Source organism: Dyella sp. EPa41 (assembly GCF_016586165.1).
Taxonomy (GTDB): Bacteria; Pseudomonadota; Gammaproteobacteria; order Xanthomonadales; family Rhodanobacteraceae; genus Dyella.
This window is the reverse complement of sequence record NZ_BCPR01000007.1, coordinates 57214-76399: the sequence shown is the minus strand read 5'-3', so window position 1 is coordinate 76399 and position 19186 is coordinate 57214. Positions and strand designations below refer to the sequence as shown.

The 19186-nt window shown below is 66.5% G+C and carries 15 protein-coding genes; 4 read left to right on the top strand and 11 right to left on the bottom strand.

Annotation, left to right across the window (positions count from 1 at the left end):
• Window positions 1-1110 precede the first annotated feature (1110 nt).
• The 5 genes from JMF82_RS04180 to JMF82_RS04160 all read right to left on the bottom strand — a co-directional run bounded on the left by JMF82_RS04180 (window position 1111) and on the right by JMF82_RS04160 (window position 3919).
• Window positions 1111-1818, bottom strand: coding sequence for a YafY family protein (locus JMF82_RS04180; RefSeq protein WP_201313282.1), 708 nt, complete (start codon window positions 1816-1818; stop codon window positions 1111-1113).
• A gap of 212 nt (window positions 1819-2030) precedes the next feature.
• On the bottom strand, window positions 2031-2660 hold the full coding sequence (locus JMF82_RS04175; protein WP_201313281.1) for a glutathione S-transferase family protein: 630 nt from the start codon (window positions 2658-2660) through the stop codon (window positions 2031-2033).
• Window positions 2661-2681: 21 nt separating this feature from the next.
• Window positions 2682-3086, bottom strand: coding sequence for a GFA family protein (locus tag JMF82_RS04170; protein WP_201313280.1), 405 nt, complete (start codon window positions 3084-3086; stop codon window positions 2682-2684).
• A complete protein-coding gene (locus tag JMF82_RS04165) occupies window positions 3083-3286 on the bottom strand; it encodes a hypothetical protein (protein WP_201313279.1) in 204 nt (67 codons plus the stop codon). Before JMF82_RS04165 ends, JMF82_RS04170 begins: the two co-directional genes overlap by 4 nt.
• A 15-nt stretch (window positions 3287-3301) precedes the next feature.
• Window positions 3302-3919 carry a DJ-1/PfpI family protein gene (locus JMF82_RS04160; RefSeq protein ID WP_201313278.1) on the bottom strand — a complete coding sequence of 206 codons (618 nt, stop codon included), beginning with the start codon at window positions 3917-3919 and terminating at the stop codon, window positions 3302-3304.
• Window positions 3920-4253: 334 nt separating this feature from the next.
• Between JMF82_RS04160 and JMF82_RS04155 the strand changes: the two genes are divergently transcribed.
• From JMF82_RS04155 to JMF82_RS04145, 3 genes are all read left to right on the top strand, one after another.
• Window positions 4254-5267: a class 1 fructose-bisphosphatase gene (locus JMF82_RS04155; protein WP_201313277.1), complete on the top strand. Its 1014-nt coding sequence runs from the start codon at window positions 4254-4256 to the stop codon at window positions 5265-5267.
• Window positions 5268-5433: 166 nt separating this feature from the next.
• Window positions 5434-6360 (top strand): patatin-like phospholipase family protein, encoded by a 927-nt coding sequence (locus JMF82_RS04150; RefSeq protein ID WP_201313276.1) that lies wholly within the window; start codon window positions 5434-5436, stop codon window positions 6358-6360.
• A gap of 152 nt (window positions 6361-6512) precedes the next feature.
• A complete protein-coding gene (locus JMF82_RS04145; RefSeq protein ID WP_201313275.1) occupies window positions 6513-8543 on the top strand; it encodes a S9 family peptidase in 2031 nt (676 codons plus the stop codon).
• A gap of 68 nt (window positions 8544-8611) precedes the next feature.
• Here the strand turns inward: JMF82_RS04145 and JMF82_RS04140 are convergent, their stop codons facing one another.
• From JMF82_RS04140 to JMF82_RS04115, 6 genes are all read right to left on the bottom strand, one after another.
• Window positions 8612-9271 (bottom strand): winged helix DNA-binding protein, encoded by a 660-nt coding sequence (locus tag JMF82_RS04140; protein ID WP_201313274.1) that lies wholly within the window; start codon window positions 9269-9271, stop codon window positions 8612-8614.
• Between the two features lie 2 nt (window positions 9272-9273).
• A complete protein-coding gene (locus JMF82_RS04135; protein WP_201313273.1) occupies window positions 9274-9936 on the bottom strand; it encodes a hypothetical protein in 663 nt (220 codons plus the stop codon).
• A gap of 112 nt (window positions 9937-10048) precedes the next feature.
• On the bottom strand, window positions 10049-11140 hold the full coding sequence (locus tag JMF82_RS04130) for a PA0069 family radical SAM protein (protein ID WP_201313272.1): 1092 nt from the start codon (window positions 11138-11140) through the stop codon (window positions 10049-10051).
• 45 nt (window positions 11141-11185) lie between these two features.
• Window positions 11186-13345, bottom strand: coding sequence for a hypothetical protein (locus tag JMF82_RS04125; RefSeq protein WP_201313271.1), 2160 nt, complete (start codon window positions 13343-13345; stop codon window positions 11186-11188).
• Window positions 13346-13655: 310 nt separating this feature from the next.
• Window positions 13656-15314 (bottom strand): MFS transporter, encoded by a 1659-nt coding sequence (locus tag JMF82_RS04120; protein ID WP_201313270.1) that lies wholly within the window; start codon window positions 15312-15314, stop codon window positions 13656-13658.
• A gap of 172 nt (window positions 15315-15486) precedes the next feature.
• Complete coding sequence (locus JMF82_RS04115) at window positions 15487-16983, bottom strand: bZIP transcription factor (protein ID WP_201313269.1); 1497 nt, start codon at window positions 16981-16983, stop codon at window positions 15487-15489.
• A 217-nt stretch (window positions 16984-17200) separates the two neighbouring features.
• Between JMF82_RS04115 and acs the strand changes: the two genes are divergently transcribed.
• The gene (acs, locus tag JMF82_RS04110; protein ID WP_201313268.1) at window positions 17201-19141 is read left to right on the top strand and encodes an acetate--CoA ligase; all 1941 of its coding nucleotides are present in this window, start codon (window positions 17201-17203) and stop codon (window positions 19139-19141) included.
• The last annotated feature ends 45 nt before the right edge of the window (window positions 19142-19186 follow it).

Here is a 19186-nt window from a genome sequence, read left to right as displayed (position 1 = left end):
CCCTGTGCGCGACAGCCTTTCGCGATGGGCTGCATGGTTGTGGTTCTTGTGAGAGCGGGGTGTTGCCTTCGGTTGCCATGCTGTCGCCAGGGTGCCGCCTACGCGGCGGGCGTTTCGATCCCCTGCCGGCGCTCGAGTCACTTTTCTTTTGCTGGCCCAAAAGAAAAGTAACCCAAAGAAAATGGCCTTGAGAGCCAAGGCTCATAGCAGTACGAGGAACAGAAGCGTCGGCCGACCGAGGTCAATCAGGATGGGCTCGTTACTACCTCGAACGGAGCCGCTACACCGCAATGCGTCGTAGCGAAGAGGACTCAAGGCAACGTCGTTGAGCCGTGAGGGAATCTATTCGCGCCGCATCGCCGTTTTTCTCCCTCTCCCCTGCGGGGCACGCGGGGAGCGGCCATGGATGGTCGCGGCGTTGAGGAGCGAGGAGAGGGCTGGGGTGAGGGGTGGGGCTCGCGAAGTTCCTTCCTACCTCTGTAGGAGCGCACCCAGTGCGCGACCGCCACGTTGCAACGCACCTTGGCCTTGCGTCGTCGCGACCATCGCAAATCGAGGCAACCCTGTCAGTCCGCGGTCGCGCACAGGGTGCGCTCCCACAACGAACCGCAGCCACCGGCATCGCGACGCGATGTGTCGCGCAGCGGCACGAGCCTTCAACCAACCCCTGTGGGGCGGTGAGGGGTGGACGATCAGGCCCCGCAGGGGTGCCCGACACGGATGTCGGGCACTTTTCGTCCGGGCAGGAGCCCGGTCGAAAAGCCCGGCCGCCCCTCACGCACTGGCTGGGCAACGCCCAGACAGCGCCACGCGGGGGGCCCTTCTCGTTGGTTACTTTCTCTTGGGCAAGCAAGAGAAAGTGACCCGGCCTCCGGCAGGAGGGCGGAAGCCCGCCGCAGGCGAGCCCGGTCGCAGAAGCCCGGCAACGACAGCATCGGAAATCTTCATGCATCGAAACGACGAAGGTGCAGACCGGCGCGAAAGGCTGTCGCGCACAGGGTGCGCTCCTACAGGGAGGGCGATGCGAGCAGCTTGCCAGTGGATGGCGAGGTGACATGCGGGAAGAGGAATCGACCCTGTGTCCACACGCCGCCCCTGCAGGCGCTGTCCTCAGCTTTCCATCCCCTCGTAATACCCGCGCATCGCCTGCAGATAGGCGTCGAGGTTTCGCCCCTCCTCGCTGCCATACCGCTCGCCGGTAATCGTGCAACCGCGAATGCGATCCGGCCGGAAGTTGCGGAAGCCCACGCGCAACCGGCACCAGGTGCCGAGCGTCCACGCGCCGCCCCAGAAGGCGAGGCACAACGGTTCCACCTCGCGCGTGCTTTCGCGACCGGCTTCGTCGGCGTATTCCAGGCGCAGCACCTGGCTGTCGGTGATGGCGGCGTTGAGGCGGTCGATGAGGGCGGCGAAATCCGTCTTGGTCTGGTCGCGCCAGATCGGCGCATAGATGCGTGTGCGCGTGGCGCGATCGCGCAACTCGGCGGGCAACACGGCCTCGATCTTCAGCAGCGCGGCCTGCGCGCTTTCGGCCAGCTTCTGCCCGGCGAATGCACGCACGAAGCGTGTGCCGACCACCAGCGATTCGAGTTCGTCGGCGGTGAACATCAGCGGCGGGATATCCGAACCCTTGCGCAGCAGGTAGCCGACGCCGGCTTCGCCTTCGATGGGGACGCCCGAAAGCTGCAGGTCGGCCACGTCGCGGTAGACGGTGCGCAGCGAGACGCCGAGCGTGCCGGCGAGCTGGCGCGCCTGCAGCGCCGTGCGGCGCCCGCGCAGGGCGTGGATGATGAGGAAGAGTCGGTCGGCACGACGCATCGGTGCATGATGGCCGACCGACTGGGCCACGGCCAGCGCCGGGAGTCACGGATGCGGGAAATCATGCGGACGAACCCTCGACCGTCACCGTGGCCGTCATCCCTGCGCAAGGAAGAGCCCGCCGGCCTCGGCGCCACCTGCGGGGACGACAGGCGCCGGGCTCCCGCTCGCGTGGGGATGGCGGCCGGAAACGTACGCGTCAACCATGAGGCTCACGCCGCCTGTGCCGCCGCCAGCTCGGCATCGAGCGCCGTGGCGCGCTGGATCGCCGGACGGGACGCGATGCGCTGGACGTACGACGTGATCACCGGCAGTTCCGGCACCAGCTTGAACATCGTGGTCCAGCGCAGCGCGCTTCCCCACAACACGTCGAGGGCACTGAAGCGTTCGCCCAGCATGTACGGCCCGCGTTCCAGCTGCGCTACCAGCGTGTTGAACATGGTGTCCCAGTCGCCGTACGGACAGGTCGACGGCTGCACCGGTTCGCGCTTCATCGCACGGTCCACCAGCGCGGGCTCGAAACTCGAACCGTAGAACACCATCCAGCGCAAGTACGGCCCGCGCAGTGGATCGCCCGTGGCTGGCGCGAGTCCCTTTTCCGGATACAGATCCGCCAGGTACAGGTACACCGCCGGCTGCTCGGTGACGAGGCCGCCGTTGTGCCAGATGGCCGGCACCTTGCCCATCGGATTCACGTCCGTGTACGGCGGCTGGCGCTGCTCGTTGTGCCTGAAGTTGAGCACGTGCATGTCGTACTCGACACCAAGCTCCTCGAGCAGCGCGCGGGTGCCGCCGGAGCGGCTGTTGGGTGCGTGATAGAAGGTGACGCGTGGCGTGGTCATGACGGCCATCCTCGTGGTGGATCACAGGTAGCTTGTCACCGCTGGCGTTTCGCGCCAGTGGTTGTCGCGGCCATCGGCATAACGCACCGGCGCCGCTGCCCATTCCTCATCACTCACATCGTCGAGGCAGGCCACGTTGACCGACACGTAGGCGCCGCCGATCTGCTCCACGTAACCGCGATGGAACGCGTGCACGCCGCAATGGCGGCAGAACAGGTTGTGCGCGCTCCTGGTGTTGAACTGGTAGTCGGTGAGCGCATCTTCGCCGCTGAGCAGGCGGAACGTTTCGGGCTTGGCCATGGCGCCCCAGAAGCGCAGCTTGCGGCAGATGGAGCAGTTGCAGCGCCCCGTGCCCGACGCCAGGTCCAACTCGGCTTCGTAGCGCACGGCGCCGCAGTGGCAACTGCCGTGGTAGACGCGGCTCATGGCATGGCTCCGTGCAACGGCTTGCCGGCGATGACCTTGGGCATGCGCTCGGTCTTCACCTCGGTGCTGGGCGTCTTCCCGCGCTTGCCGGCAGCCGGTTGCCGCGTCGTGGCGGGCAGCGTGTACTGGCCATCCATCAACAGGCCGCGCATATAGAGCGGACGGTAGGCCATCAGGATCTTTCCGATCGGGAACGGCATGACATCCTCCTTTCGTCAGGCCGCCACGGCGGTGGCGGCGTCGCCTGCGCACCACGGCGGCGGCAGGGCGTGCTTGAACAGGCGGTACCAGTGCTCGCGGTCACTGGGGTTGTAGAGATCGAGCGTGCGGATGACCTCGCGGGCGAACTCCACGCTGCCGAGCTGGCTCGCGGTGATCGTGCCGCCGTCGCTGACGGCCAACACGGTCGGATCGAATTGATCGGCGCCCGCATAACCCGGCACGTGGGCGCCGATGTGCCCGGGCCAGCTGCCGGTATGACGGCAGGCATCCAGCAAGCCGGCCCGGGCCAGCACCAGCACCCCGCTGTCGACGGCGGCCACCGGCGCGCCGGCGGCATGCACGCGGCGCACCGCGTCCACCGCTTCTTCGCCATGCCCGTGTTCCCACAGATAGCCGCCGGGCACGATCAGCATCGCCGCCCGCTGCAGGTCCAGCCGATCCAGGGTCAACTCGGGCACCACGCGCAGCCCGCCCATCGAGAGCACCGGCTGCAGGGAAAAGCCCACCGTCTTCAACTGCCATTCGCCCGGGCGGCGGATCTCGCAGAGCGCATGCGCCGCATGCCAGTCCGCAAAGCCATCGAACGCCAGGAAATACACCGTATCGCGCATAAGACTCCCTCCTCTGACGGCCGTCAGTGTGGGGACCCCCTGCTGCCAACGTGTTGTCAGCAGGGGCTGACACCGCCCCCTGCAGGAGCGCAGCCAGTGCGCGATCGGCCTGCACCCTGCCGCCCCTCCGTTACTGCCGACAGCTTGCGGGCGAGGTACAGCGGGGCTCCCATCGCGCACGGGGTGCGCTCCTACAAAAGAGAGCTCGTGACGGGTGACTGGTTCGACCGAAAAGGTTTTCACGACATGGAGATGAATGCACTGGTCATCTTTTGAGCTGACAAGCGGGCGGTTCTCCCCGGACAATGGGCGCCCCTACGCTTGCGGGTACGTCATGAAGTCCATCTCGCTGATCCAGTTCCTGATCGAGGAACGTCGCGCCGGCCATATCAATGCCGAGCTTTCCCTGCTGATCGAGGTCGTCGCGCGCGCCTGCAAGCGCATCGCCGTGGCCACCAACAAGGGTGCCCTGGGCGGCGTGCTGGGCGAGGCCGGCACCGGCAACATCCAGGGCGAGGCGCAGAAAAAGCTGGACGTGATCTCCAACGAGATCCTGCTCGAAGCGAACGCCTGGGGCGGCCAGCTCGCCGCGTGCGCGTCGGAGGAGATGGAAGATCCGCAGCCGATTCCCGACATGTATCCCAAGGGCAACCACCTGCTGCTGTTCGATCCGCTGGACGGCAGCTCCAACATCGACGTGAACATCTCGGTCGGCACGATCTTTTCGGTCCTGCGCTGCCCGGATGGCATCACCGAGCCCAAGGCCGAGCACTTCCTGCAGGCGGGCACCACCCAGCTGGCGGCCGGCTACGTGGTGTACGGCCCGGCCACCGTGCTGGTGCTGACCTTCGGTCATGGCACGCACGAGTTCACGCTGGATCGCGAAGTGGGCAGCTTCATCCTCAGCCGCCGCGACATCCGCATCCCGGAAGAGACCGCCGAATTCGCCATCAACATGTCGAACCAGCGCCACTGGGAAGTGCCGATGCAGCGTTACATCGGCGAGCTGCTGGCCGGCAAGGACGGCCCGCGCGCGAAGGATTTCAACATGCGCTGGGTGGCCTCGATGGTGGCCGACGTGCATCGCATCATCACCCGCGGCGGCGTGTTCTTCTACCCGCTGGATGCCAAGATCAAGTCCAAGGGCGGCAAGCTGCGCCTCATGTACGAGGCCAACCCGATGGCCTTCATCGTCGAACAGGCGGGCGGCGCGGCCACCACCGGTCGCGAGCGCATCATGGACATCCAGCCGAGCGGCCTGCACCAGCGCGTGCCGGTGTTCCTCGGTTCGAAGAACGAAGTGGACGTGGCCACGCACTACCACGTCGAGGCCGACGCGGCCGCGTGACCCCAGGCGGGGAGGCGACCGGGTCGTCTCCCCGCCGGCGCATTTCTGAGCCGCGCCCAACAAGCGCCCTGCGCCGACAGCGCGCCGCCCTTCGGCGGCCTTACACTCGCGCGCCAGTGACCACCTCGTACAAGGCGGTCGCATTCCACCCACCGCGCCATGAGCCATGTCCGCCATCCGCCGCTACCGCCCGCTCCTGCCCCTGCTCGCCAGCCTCGTGCTGTGCGCCTGCTTCGGCACCACCAAGCCCACGCCGCCGCCCGCACCGCTGGTGCCGCCGCCGGTGGTGAAGCTGCGCATCGGCCTGGCCCTCGGCGGCGGTGCGGCCAAGGGTTTCGCGCACATCGGCGTGATCAAGATGCTGGAGGCCAACGGCATCCGCCCTGATGTGGTGGCGGGCACCAGCGCGGGCAGCGTGGTGGGTTCGCTCTATGCCAGCGGCATGGATCCGTTCCGGCTGCAGGAGACGGCCTACGCGCTCGACCAGAGCAACCTGCGCGACGTGCGGCTGTTCTCCGGCGGCGTGGTGCAAGGCCAGAAGCTGCAGGACTACGTGAACCAGCAGGTGAAGAACCGCCCGCTCGACAAGCTCGCCGTGCCGTTCGCGGCGGTGGCGACCCAGTTGGAAACCGGGCAGCGCACGGTGTTCGTGCGCGGCAATACCGGCCAGGCGGTGCGCGCCTCCAGCAGCGTGCCGGGCGTGTTCGAACCGGTGGAGATCAACGGCAAGCACTACATCGACGGCGGCGTGGTGAGCCCGGTGCCGGTGGATGCCGCGCGCCAGCTCGGCGCGGACGTGGTGATCGCCGTGGACATCTCCAGCAAGGCCGATGGCACCAATCCGCAGGGCGTGTTCAACATCGTCGGGCAGTCCATCAGCATCATGGGCCAGAAGCTCGGCGAGCAGGAACTGGCGCGCGCGGACATCGTGATCCGTCCCAAGGTGAACCAGATCGGCGCGGCGGATTTCGAGCAGCGGAACCAGGCGATCCTCGAAGGCGAGCGCGCCGCATTGGCGGCCATGCCGGCCATCAAGGCCAAGATCGCGGCCGTGCAGGTCGCGCACCAGCAGCAGGCGATCGCCGCGCACTGAGTTTGCGGGAGCGCAGCGCGGGGTACGCCCGCCACCGAAAAATCCTGCGCCTGGTGATGTGCCGGCGCGCCCGCCAGGCATGCACTCCTGCACATACACCCGGGTGCCACGGCCTGTTAGCGTTTACGCTTTCCACCGCTACAGGCACATCCATGCCCCAGCCCGCGCGTCTACTCCTGCCGGTGCTCATCGCCACACTGGCGCCTTCCGCCTTCGGCGCCCCCGCCCCGGTCGATCCACGCATCGAACAAGTGCTGACCGAGCTCGGCAAGGTTCATCCGATCAGCGCCGTGCAGCTCTCGCCGGATGGCACGCAGCTCGCCTGGGTGGTTCGCACCGAAGGCAAGGACGGCATCGAGGTCGCCAGGATCGACGGCAGCGACGTGCATCGCATCAGCGACAGCAAGCCGGGCAGCTGCACCTCCAGCAATATGGCGTGGGCGCCCGATTCGCATCACCTCGCCTTCGTTTCCAACTGCGCCAGCGGCGGCAAGCAGAAGGACCTGATGGTGGTCGACGTGACGGCCAAGAGCGCCCCCAGGCGCCTGGCCGGGTTGCCCGGCATGAGCGACGACCTGGCGTGGTCGCCCGATGGCAAGTCGCTCGGCTTCCTCTACGTGCCCAACGGTACGCGTCGCGCCAGCGCCGTCTATGCGGCCAAACCGGCCTCGGGCGAAATCGGCGTGGACGGGCTGGAGGTGCAGCGCGTGGCGGCGGTGGATGCCGCCGGCGGTGCCGTGCGCCTGCTCACCGACGCCAACACCTACGCCTACGAATTCAGCTGGTCACCGGACGGCAAGCGCATCGCCTACGTGGGCGCGCCGCCGCCGGGCGACAACAACTGGTGGGTCGCCAAGCTCTACGTGCAAGACGCCCAGGTCGATGGCAAGGCGACCATGGTGCTCGATCCCGCCACCGCGAAGGGCTCGCTGCACGGCCTGCAGATGGCGCTGCCGCGCTTCTCGCCGGACGGCCAGCGCATCGCCTTCATCGGCGGCCTGATGAGCGACCAGGGTTCCACCGGCGGCGACATCTACGCGGTGCCTTCGTGCGGCGGCGAACCGGTCAACCTGACGCCCGACACCAAGGTGACGCCGGTGTGGTTCACCTGGAGCACCAGCGGGAACATGCTGGTATCGCAAGTGCGCAACGGCCAAAGCGAAGTGGCCGAGTACGGCGTCAGCGGCAACAAGGCGGAGCAGAGTGTCACGCTGTTCACGCTGCCGGCGAGCATCCACGACGGCTCGGACTCGATGGCTTTGTCGCTCTCGGCCAACCAGACTCGCGTCGCCTTCATCCAGAGTTCCTTCGACACCGCGCCGGAAGTGCATGCCGGCGAACTCGGCAAGACGCCACCGCCAGCCGTCACCCATCTCAACGCCGGCCTCAAGCCCGCGTGGGGCAGGACCGAGTCGGTGGAGTGGGACAACGAAGGCCACCATGTGCAGGGCTGGCTGCTGTATCCGGCCCACTACGATCCGAAGAAGTCCTACCCGATGATCGTCACCGTGCACGGTGGTCCGTCGGCCGCGGTGATCCCGCGCTGGCCGGGCGTGGGCTTCGGCGGCGTGCCGTTCTCGGCGCTGGGCTACTTCGTGTTCATGCCCAACCCGCGCGGCAGCTTCGGCCAGGGCGAAGCTTACGTGCAGGCCAACCGCAAGGACTTCGGCCACGGCGACCTGCGCGACATCCTCGCCGGCATCGACACCATCGAGAAGAAACTGCCGGTGGACGACAAGCGCCTTGGCCTCACCGGCTGGAGCTACGGCGGCTTCATGAGCATGTTCGTGCCGACGCAGACGCAGCGTTTCCGCGCGGTCGTGGCCGGCGCCGGCATCAGCAACTGGCAGAGCTACTACGGCCAGAACCTGATCGACCAGTGGATGCTGCCGTTCTTCGGCGCCTCGGTGTACGACGACCCGGCCGTGTACGCGAAGAGCTCGGCGATCAATTTCATCAAGCAGGTGAAGACGCCGACGCTGGTGGTGGTGGGCGACCGCGACGCGGAATGCCCGGCGCCGCAGTCGTTCGAGTACTGGCATGCGCTGCGCGCCCAAGGCGTGCCGACCTCGCTGGTGGTGTATCCGAACGAGGGCCATCACTTCGTCGATCCGGACCACCAGCGCGACGTGCTGCAGCGCGCACTGATGTGGTTCGACACGTACCTGCCGGCGAAGGGCTGAGCCTTACCCGCGCATGGTGAACCACGAGCCGCCGATGGAAACATCGGCGGCTTTTTGCTGGCCGCTACTCAACGCTTCGCCGTGGTTTCGTCCGGCAGCACCACGCCCAGACGGAAGCGACACACATGGCCGCCACGCACGATGCACTCCATGTGATGCACGCGCCGCCCGGTGGCAGCCTCCATGTACGACAGGTCGAACTTGCATACCTGCGGGTGCCGCTGCGCCAACGCGTGGAACACGCAATTGAACGCCTCGACCTGCCACTCCTCGCCATGCCTGGCGGCAACGGCTTCATAACCGAGCGCATCGAGCTTGTGCGCGAGCGCCCGCACCACCTCCTCCGCCGGCGTGTCCGCGGGTGGCGTCACTTCCTGGTTGCCCAGGCCGCGGCCGAGATCGCGCAGCATCTGTTCCATGCCCGCGTCGCCGAGGCGATCCTGCAACTGCGTGAGCAAGGCCGTGGCGATGGTGCCGTAGTTGCGCGGAAACAGTGCACGGCCTGCGTCAGTGAGGCGATAGCAGGCCACCGGCCTGCCACCGCTCGGCCGCGACTGCGCGCGTTCCACCACATCGCGGGCGATCAGGGCGCTCAGGTGCTGGCGCACGGCGTTGTGGCTGATGCGCAGTTGCCCGCACAACGATTCCACCGTCGCGCCTTCGCTGGCCATCAGCAACTGTCGTAGCAGTCGCTGCTGGGTGCCACCGAGTTGCCTGAGCGCCGTCATCGTCAGCTCGCCTTGTCCGGGAATTGCTTGGCGATGCCGCCCGCCAGCGCATCGGCAATCGCGTTCATGTGCGCCTGCATCTGCGTCCAGGTCGCCTGTTCGCCCTTGGTGTCGCCGCTCATGATCTGGCTGATCTGCGAGGCATGATGCGCCACGTGCGCGGCAAACAGGCTCTGCACCGCGTTCTCCGGCAGGTTGGGATTGGCACCGGAGAAGAACGTGGCGATGGCCGTGACGTTGGTATTGAGATCGGCCATGGCCTTCTGTTCGGCCGCCGTGTCCTTCGCCGCCGTCGCATCGGTGAGCGCCTTCACGCCGCCCCAGTGGCCGGCCAGCAATTGCAGCGTCTGCTCACCCGCCGCCTTGCCATAGAAACCGGCGACGGCGTCGGCGATCTGCTTGGCGTTGGCCACCACGGCATCGTCGGCGGCCCTGGCCTTGGCGGTGTCGTGCGCATGCACGGCCATCGCGTATTCGCGCGTGTGCGCCACATGGCCGTGCCACAACGAGCGCATCGCGGCCTGCAGCTTGGGCGCGGCCACGGGCACGGCGGCGGGTGCCGCCTGGGCCATCGCGGCCATGTCATGCGAGGCCTGGGCCGTCGCGGCGATGCCAGCGGTCGCGCAGGCGCCGGCGAGTGCAAGGAACCACATCCTGGTCTTCATCGAGGTATCTCCGGTAAGTCGCACAAGCGACGCCGGACAGTCTGGACGCCCCCTATTTTGGCGCAATACACCTATGTGTAAAGCGCTTCGAATAAGGCTTAATAGACCCCTCTCAGAACAGCTGGCCTTGCGGCGAGCGCTCGCGCGGCGGCACGAACCTCGAGGTATCCAGCCGCAGCTCGCGGGTGCGGCCGAAGCCGTGCTTGCGGCAGGCCACGTCGAAACGACGGCGGATGAGCTCGGCAAACACGCCCTGCCCGTGCATGCGCGTGGCGAAGTTGCTGTCGTAGTCGCGGCCGCCGTGCATCTGCTGCACCAGGCTCATCACGTGGGCCGCGCGCTGCGGCACATGCAGCGCCAGCCATTCGCGGAACAGCGCCTTCAACTCGTAAGGCAGGCGCAACGTGGTGAAACCCGCGCAGCTCGCGCCGGCATCGGCGGCCTGCTCGAGCACCGCTTCCATGTCACGGTCGTTGAGCGCGGGAATGATCGGCGCCACCAGCACGCCCACCGGAACGCCGGCATCGACCAGCGTACGGATCGCTTTGATGCGCCGGTGCGGCGCACTCGCGCGTGGTTCCAGCTTCGAGGCGAGATGGTTGTCGAGCGAATTCACCGAGACGAGCACCTGCACCAGGTTCTCGCGCGCCATCAGCGCCAGGATGTCCAGGTCGCGCTCGACCATCGCGTTCTTGGTGACGATGGTGCACGGATGGTGGCATTCGGCCAGCACTTCCAACGCCGCGCGCGTCAGCTTCCAACGGCGCTCGATCGGCTGGTAGGGATCGGTATTGCTGCCGATGTTGATCGGGCTGGCCACGTAGCTGCGACGGGAAAGCTCATGCCGCAGCACTTCGGCCAGGTTGCTCTTGGCGCGCAGCTTGGTTTCGAAATCCAGCCCGGGCGACAGGTTGAGATAGCTGTGCGACGGGCGCGCAAAACAATAGATGCAACCGTGCTCGCAACCACGGTAGGGGTTGAGCGCCTGGCTGAAATGGATGTCCGGCGAATCGTTGTGCGTGATGACGCTGCGTGCGCGCTCCTCGGTGACTTCGGTGCGCGGTCGCGGTGCCGCTTCGTCCAGCAGCAGGCTTTGCCAGCCATCATCCTCGGCGTGGTGGCGGATCGTCTCGAAGCGCCCCTCCGGATTGGAGGCGGCACCCCTGCCCTTGTGGGCCTGTGGTGGAAGAAAGGATTCGGCCATGGCCCAGTGTGCGCCGCCGATGTCTCAACCCGCGCGACACCTCGCTCATGGCGCGTCGGGCGCCAGTTGCGCCTGGAGTGCCTGGATCATCGCGTGCAGCGGATAGTGCTGGTCGAGCTGCCGGTCCAGCTCCGCGAACACCGGCGTGGAGATCGTCCATCCGAGCGGGATGGGATAGTTGCCGCGACACAACCGGAAGTGCCACAGCATGTCGCCCTGCGCCGGGTCGGCGTCATCGGGCTTGAGCGCATTCAGCAATTGCACGCGCGCGTACTCGCCACGCGCCGCGCGCGTATCGAGCAGTGCATCGAGCGGAGCGATAGCCTCGCCTCGCACGCTGCTGCGCACGGGCCCGGGCAGCGGCGGACAGGCGCTGGAATACAACGGCAACGGATGCGACGGATCGTGCCGGTCGATGAAGTCGGTCATCTGCGGATCGTTGCTGATATGGATGATGATGAAGCGCAACGTGAGATGGCGTTGGTGCGCACGCGCGCGAACAAGGCGCATCACTTCGAGCAAGGTGGTGGTTCCCGAATTTTCGAAATAGCCGCCATCGACGAGCTGCAGGCGATCGGGCACGGGCGGATTGGACTGCGCCGTCTCCAGCGTGCCGGCCGGGCTCACATAGGTGAAGCGCGCGCTGTTGAGCACCACTTCGCTCAGCGGAACGCGTGGATCCAGCCAGCTCGATCCATCGAAACCCGCCGTCCACGGTTGCCGCTGCGGCGTGGCGATGGGTTGGAAGGGATGCTGGATGAACCGGCGCCCTTCGTTCACCGTGGTGCTGTTGAGGAACAAGGCGGGTAGCGTGGGTGCGGTGCTGGCGACGGGTTGTGCATAAAGCGCGGCAAAGGGTTCGGCGAACGCGTTGACGCCCTGCTTGCGTGCCGCCGATTCCCACGCCCGGGTGAGTGCGCGCGAACGGTCGTTCAACCACGCACCCGGCAGCCAGCGCTGGGTGAAGTCGGCGAAGAACGCATTGGCCAGGGTCGGCGCGAGGAAGTCATGGCTCAGCATGTCCTGCGCGCGGCCTTCAAGCGTCGCCGCATGGGTCGGCGATGGCTGCGCGAGCATGCCCGCGTAGGTCGCCAACCCCAGGCTGCCACCCGATACGCCACTGGCCGCGAACAGGTAGCGCGGAAACAGCGGTTCGCCCTGGACGCGTTGTTGCGCGTCGAGCATGGCCGTAAGGCGGCTCAGGACCACCGCCGTCCACGCCGCGCCGCGGATGCCGCCGCCTTCCGCGGCGACGAGGATCACCGGGCAACGCGCATGCCCCGCGCAGCGATCGCCTAGCCAGGCATCGGTGTACGCATCGAAGCTGGGCCGCGATTCCGCCGGCGGTTTCATCGGATGCTCGTGCGTGCTCATGCCGGGGTACTGCCGCACCTTGTGGTTGTCGTTGAGGTGCAGCCAATGCAGCGACGCGCTCACCAGCAACATCGCACTGAGCAAGGGGACACCACGCCGATCGCCGATCATGCACACCAGACTGCCGCTGAAACACAGGAAGGCGGCGGAGATCAGCAGCTGGGCCAACGGCCCGATGCCGTCCAGCGCCTCCGGCCGCAGCACGATCAGGATGGTGGCCAGGATGTTCAGCACCACTGCCACCGCGTAGCACACGCACGGTATGACGCCGAGCTCGCGCACGCGCCACACGCGCGCTTCGGCCGACGGACGCAACGCCGGTGGCGCCAGCGATGGTGCGTGTTGCGACAACGCACGCCATAGCCGGCGGCGCGAAACGAAGAAGAGGATCAGCACGGCCGAGACCAGCAACAGCCCCATCGCGCGCCAGCTGCGTTGCGCGCATTCGACGACGGCTCCGCAGGTGCCGTGCGGCAGGCTGGCCAGTGCGAACACGTAGCCCAGGCAGACCAGCAACGGCACCGCGGCGCCCAACAGGCGAGGCAGCCAATCACGCAACGAGGCGGCACGTTCGTCCTGCAGGGCAGGCCAGCGCGGATAGCGCAACCGATACGCGTTGCGCGCCGCGTACCACATCGAAAGACCGGCCAGCACGCTCGTGGCGAGCAGGGTGAGGTAGCGCCACGGATTGGGATCGGTCCACAACGCGATCAGGAAGAGTTCCGCCGCCTGGTCCACGCCGATCGCCACGAACACGGCCACCGCCAGCACCAGCAGCGAGATGCGCACCGGCTTGAGGTGATCCAGCAGCAGCGCCGTCCAGCCGAGCATGCGGCGCCAGCGGCGAAGTCTACGGCGAGGTTGCCTGACGGTGGGGCGATCGACTGTCGACATGCGGAACCCGGAAGTCGCAGGGGCGCCGTCATCTTAGTGATCCACCATGCCACCGTTTTGTGTAGGAGCGCACCCAGTGCGCGATCGGCGTGGCGGCGTGCCTATGTGAATGGTGGCGACAAGCGTTGACCGAGGTTGTGGGGAGAGGGTGCGGTCGCGCACTGGGTGCGCTCCTACGGTTGGGGGTGTTCCAGAAGAAAGGGCGCGGCCATGGCTGCCGCGCCCTTGTCGTCATCGCACCGCGCGATCAGTGGCGGATATCGACATCCTTGGTTTCGCGCAGGAACAACAGGCCGATGAAGAACGTCGCGATGGCGACGATGATCGGATACCACAGGCCGTAGTAGATATCGCCCTTCCATGCCACCAGCATGAAGCCGATGGTGGGCACGAAGCCGCCGAACCAGCCGTTGCCGATGTGATACGGCAGGCTCATCGAGGTGTAGCGGATGCGCGTGGGGAACATCTCCACCAGCCACGCGGCGATCGGGCCGTAGACCATGGTCACGTAGATCACCAGGATGGCCAGCAGCACGACCAGCATCACGTTGTTGGTCTGTTCGGGATTGGCCTTCTCGGGATAGCCCGCGGTCTTCAGCGCGGCGCCGAGTTGCGTGCCGAACGCCTTGCTCTGGTCGGCGAATGCCTTGCCGTCGAGCGAGCCGCCTTCGAAGGAGCTGACCACGGCGTCACCGACCTTCACCTCGGCGATGGCACCGCGTTCGGCTGTCACGTTCGAGTACGGGATGCCCTTCTTCGCCAGCGCGCTCTTGGCGACGTCGCAGGAGCTGGTGAACTTGCTCTTGCCCACCGGATCGAACTGGAAGCTGCACGCGCCCGGATCGGCCACCACCTTCACCGGCGCGGTCGCCGCCGCCTGCTCGATCGCGGGATTGCCGTAATGCGTCAGGCCCTTGAAGATCGGGAAATAGGTGAGCGCCGCCAGCAGGCAACCCGCCAGCACGATGGGCTTGCGACCCACCCGATCGGACAGCCAGCCGAAGAACACGAAGAACGGCGTGCCGATGGCGAGCGCCGCGGCGATCAGCAGGTTCGCCGTGGTGCCGTCGATCTTCAGGCTCTGCGTGAGGAAGTACAGCGCATAGAACTGGCCCGTGTACCACACCACGGCCTGGCCGGCGGTGGCGCCAAGCAGCGCGAGGATGACCAGCTTGAGGTTCTTCCACTGGCCGAACGCCTCGGTAAGCGGTGCCTTGGAGTGCTTGCCCTCGGCCTTCATCTGCTGGAATACGGGCGACTCGGACAGCTGCAGGCGGATGTACACCGACACGATCAGCAGCAAGGACGAGATCAGGAACGGAATGCGCCAGCCCCAGGCCTCGAAGCCTTCGGTGCCCATGCCAAGGCGCGTACCCAGGATCACCAGCAGCGACAGGAACAGGCCGAACGTCGCCGTGATCTGGATGAAGCTGGTGTACAGGCCGCGCTTGCCCTGCGGCGCATGCTCGGCCACATAGGTCGCGGCACCGCCATATTCGCCGCCCAGCGCCAGGCCCTGCAGCAGGCGCAGCGCGATCAGGATGGTGGGTGCGGCAACGCCGATGCTGGCGTAGCCGGGCAGCACGCCGACCAGGAACGTCGACAGGCCCATGATCACGATGGTGATGAGGAAGGTGTACTTGCGGCCGATCATGTCGCCCAGGCGGCCAAACACGATGGCGCCGAACGGACGCACCGCGAAGCCGGCGGCGAACGCGAGCAGCGCGAAGATGAACTGGCTGGTCTCGTTGAGGCCGCTGAAGAAATGCTTGCCGATGAGTGCGGCGAGCGAACCGTAAAGATAGAAGTCATACCACTCGAACACCGTGCCCAGGCTGGACGCCAGGATGACGCGGCGATGGTTGGTGTCGAGCGACCCGCGCATGTCGACTGCGGTCGTTGCCATGATGATGCCCTCGATGAAGTGCTGTCGGAGTGGGATGTGAAGTTCAGGGTGCAAGCCACCGGAGCGGCGACTGCCGCCCTTCTCTTTCTCTCCGCTGTCGGGTCGAGGCGCTTCCCTTAGCCCGTTCCCGGCTGACCAGCGGCGACGCCTCCCGCGTCGCCGCCGTAAAGCCTCAGAACTTGTACAGGCCGTTCAAGCTGACCTGGTTGCCATTGATGTTGCGCTCCTCACCATGGAGACCGGTCTGGTACTTCAGCTTGTCGTACATCCATTCCACGCCCAGTTCATAGGCGCCGGAGGCGTACTGCAGGCTGAGCGCGGCCTGCTGGGTCCTGAGCAGCCCGTTGGCGGTGGTGCTGCTGCCGATGACCCAACGCTTCACGTCGCTCTTGCTCGGGTTGGCCTGCGAGTAGAAGGCATTGACGCTCCATTTCGGCGTGAAGTTGTAGCCCGCCTGCAGGAAGCCGCCGCCCTCGCTGATATCGCCGAACTGCGACATCGCACCGAAGATCTGGCCCAGCGCATTGCCCGAATAGATCAGGCCCTTGAAGGTCCACGGGCCGGGCTTCCACTGGCCGCCCAGCTCGTAGCCGTAGCTGTCGATCTTGTCCTTGATGGGCGTGGCGAACGAGCCGTTCACGCCCTTGAGGTTGAGCGAGGAATAGTGGCCCACGAAATAGGCGAGCCAGTCCTTGTCGGCCACGCGCAGGCGCGCTTCGACCTGCGGACGGAAGTTCGCGTTGCCCGCGGTCAGGTAGTTGATGGTGTTGGTACCGCCGGTGGGGTTGGGACCGTTCCAGTTGCCCGAGAACGCGGCGACATCCAGCCGCCACTTCGGGCCGTCCGCACCATGGTTGAGGTCCTGCATCCACACCACGCCCGGGTAACGCCAACCGACGAAGCCCGCCCCGAAACCCAGCGGGAAGGCGATGTGCGAGAGCGAGGTGGGCGTGTTCTCCAGCGGGAACATCAGGTCCCACTGCTGGCCGATGCGGATGGTGCTGCCCGTACTCGGGTTGCTGATATCCATGTATGCCTGGCGCAGGCGTGGTGTCGGCTGCTGCTGCGCATACGCGCCGGTGCCGTTGAAGCCGCCGAAGAAGTCCATCTCGATGCGGCCGCCGCCGCCCCAGTTCTCGTTGAACTTGGCGCCGGTGAAGTCCAGCCAGAAGCGCGTGTTGCGCACATCGACGCCGCTGAGCGAACCCTTGTTGGCGGCCGCCGGCACGGCCGGGATTTCCGCGTTCTGGCCATTGCCGTAGGTGAAGGTCTTGTCCTGGCCGAACGCACTGGCGCTGATAAATCCGTGCAAGGCCACCGACATGCCTGGCGCCGTGGAGAACGTCGGCTTGCCGTTCGGCGCCGCCGCTTCCACCTTGGTGGAAGTGGCCTGCGCCGTGGTCGCGGCCTGCGTGGCCGTGGCCTGCGCCTGCTGCGCCGTCTGCGCGGCCTGCGTGGTCGCCTGCTTCTGTTCCTGGATCATGGCCTTCAGCTCGGCCAGTTCCTGTTCCAGCTGGTTCACGCGTTGCTCAAGCTGTTGTTCGCGCGCGTTGCCCTTTCCCGAACTCTTTGTCGTGCTCTGTGCATGCACCCCGAGCGGCAGGGCCAGCGCGCAGGCGATACTGATCGCCAGCAGCCGGCTGCCTCGGGTGGTGGTAGGAAATGTCATGGCAGGCCTCCCCAGGTCGATGACCGGCCCGAGCATGTCCATGCTGCAACGCGAGCGCCTATTCCCCATTGGTCGAACCTCGACCAAAGTCGAAAGCGCGGCGAAACGTCTCAATCACTGGCTAACCGCTACACTCGGGCGCTACCGCCGGCCATGGTGCGCTGCGGCGGCATTCAACGCATGAGGAGGCCGGACCACCGGCCGCAGGAGCCCCACGATGACCAAGCTCTACCCCGTCAAGCCCGAATTCGCCGCCAAGGCCCGCATCCGCAAGGACGATTACGAGCGGCTCTACGCCGAATCGGTGAAAGACCCGGAGGGCTTCTGGGGCAAGGTGGGCCAGCGCCTGGATTGGTCGAAGGCACCGGGCAAGGTCAAGAACGTCTCCTACGATCCCAACAACCTGCACATCCGTTGGTACGAGGATGGCGAGCTCAACGTGTCGGCGAACTGCCTGGACCGCCACCTCGCCACCCGTGGCGACAAGACCGCCATCATCTTCGAAGGCGACGACCCGAACGAGTCGCGCCACATCACCTACAGGGAGCTGCACGCGGAAGTGTGCAAGTTCGCCAACACGCTCAAGCACCTTGGCGTCAGCAAGGGCGATCGCGTGGCCATCTACATGCCGATGATCCCGGAAGCCGCGGTGGCCATGCTGGCCTGCGCGCGCATCGGCGCCGTGCACTCGGTGGTGTTCGGTGGCTTCTCGCCCGATTCGCTGGCCGGCCGTATCGCCGACTCCACCTGCAAGGTGGTGGTGACCGCCGACGAAGGCGTGCGCGGCGGCAAGAAGATTCCGCTGAAGGCCAACGTGGACGCCGCACTGGAACGCCCGGGCACCAACAGCGTGGAGACCGTGATCGTGGTGCGCCGTACCGGCAGCGCCGTGCCGATGCAGTCGCCGCGCGATCGCTACTACCACACGCTGATGGACGGCCAATCGACCGATTGCCCGCCGACCCCGGTCGACGCGGAGCATCCGCTGTTCATCCTCTACACCTCCGGCTCCACCGGCAAGCCGAAGGGCGTGCTGCACACCTCGGGGGGTTATCTCGTCTACGCGAGCTACACGCATGAGCTGGTGTTCGACCTGCGCGAGGACGACGTGTACTGGTGCACCGCCGACGTGGGCTGGGTCACCGGACACAGCTACGTGGTGTACGGACCGCTCGCCAACGGCGCCACCACGGTGATGTTCGACGGCGTGCCCAACTATCCCGACACCAGCCGCTTCTGGAACGTGGTGGACAAGCACAAGGTCACGCTGTTCTACACCGCGCCCACCGCCATCCGCGCGCTGATGCGCGAAGGCGAGGGTCCGGTGAAGAAGGCCTCGCGCGCATCGCTGCGCCTGCTGGGCTCGGTGGGCGAGCCGATCAACCCCGAAGCGTGGGAGTGGTACTACCGCGTGGTGGGCGACGAGCGCTGCCCGATCGTGGATACCTGGTGGCAGACCGAAACCGGCGGCATCCTGATCACGCCGCTCGCCGGCGCCATCGACGAGAAGCCCGGCTCGGCGACCAAGCCGTTCTTCGGCATCGTGCCCGCCGTGGTCGACGCCACCGGCAACGTGCTGGAAGGTGCCACCGAGGGCAACCTGGTCATCGCCGATTCCTGGCCGGGCCAGATGCGCACGGTGTACGGCGACCACCAGCGCTTCATCGATACCTATTTCACGGCGTATCCTGGCAACTACTTCACCGGCGACGGCGTGCGCCGCGACGAGGACGGCTACTACTGGATCACCGGCCGCGTCGACGACGTGATCAACGTGAGCGGCCACCGCATCGGCACCGCGGAAGTGGAAAGCGCGCTGGTCTCGCACCCGAAGGTGGCCGAGGCCGCCGTGGTGGGTTGCCCGCACGAGATCAAGGGCCAGGGCATCTACGCGTATGTCACGCTCATCGCCGGCGAAAGCGGCAGCGATGAACTGCGCAAGGAGCTGGTGGCGTGGGTGCGCAAGGAAATCGGCCCCATCGCCACGCCCGATTACCTGCAATGGGCGCCAGGCCTGCCGAAGACGCGTTCGGGCAAGATCATGCGCCGTATCCTGCGCAAGATAGGCGAGAACCAGCCCGAAGCGCTGGGCGACATTTCCACGCTGGCCGACCCGAGCGTGGTGAAGAGCCTGGTGGACGAGCGCCTGATCAAGTAATGAGGGAATAGAGAATGGGGAATAGAGGACAGGTCGTTTCGATGC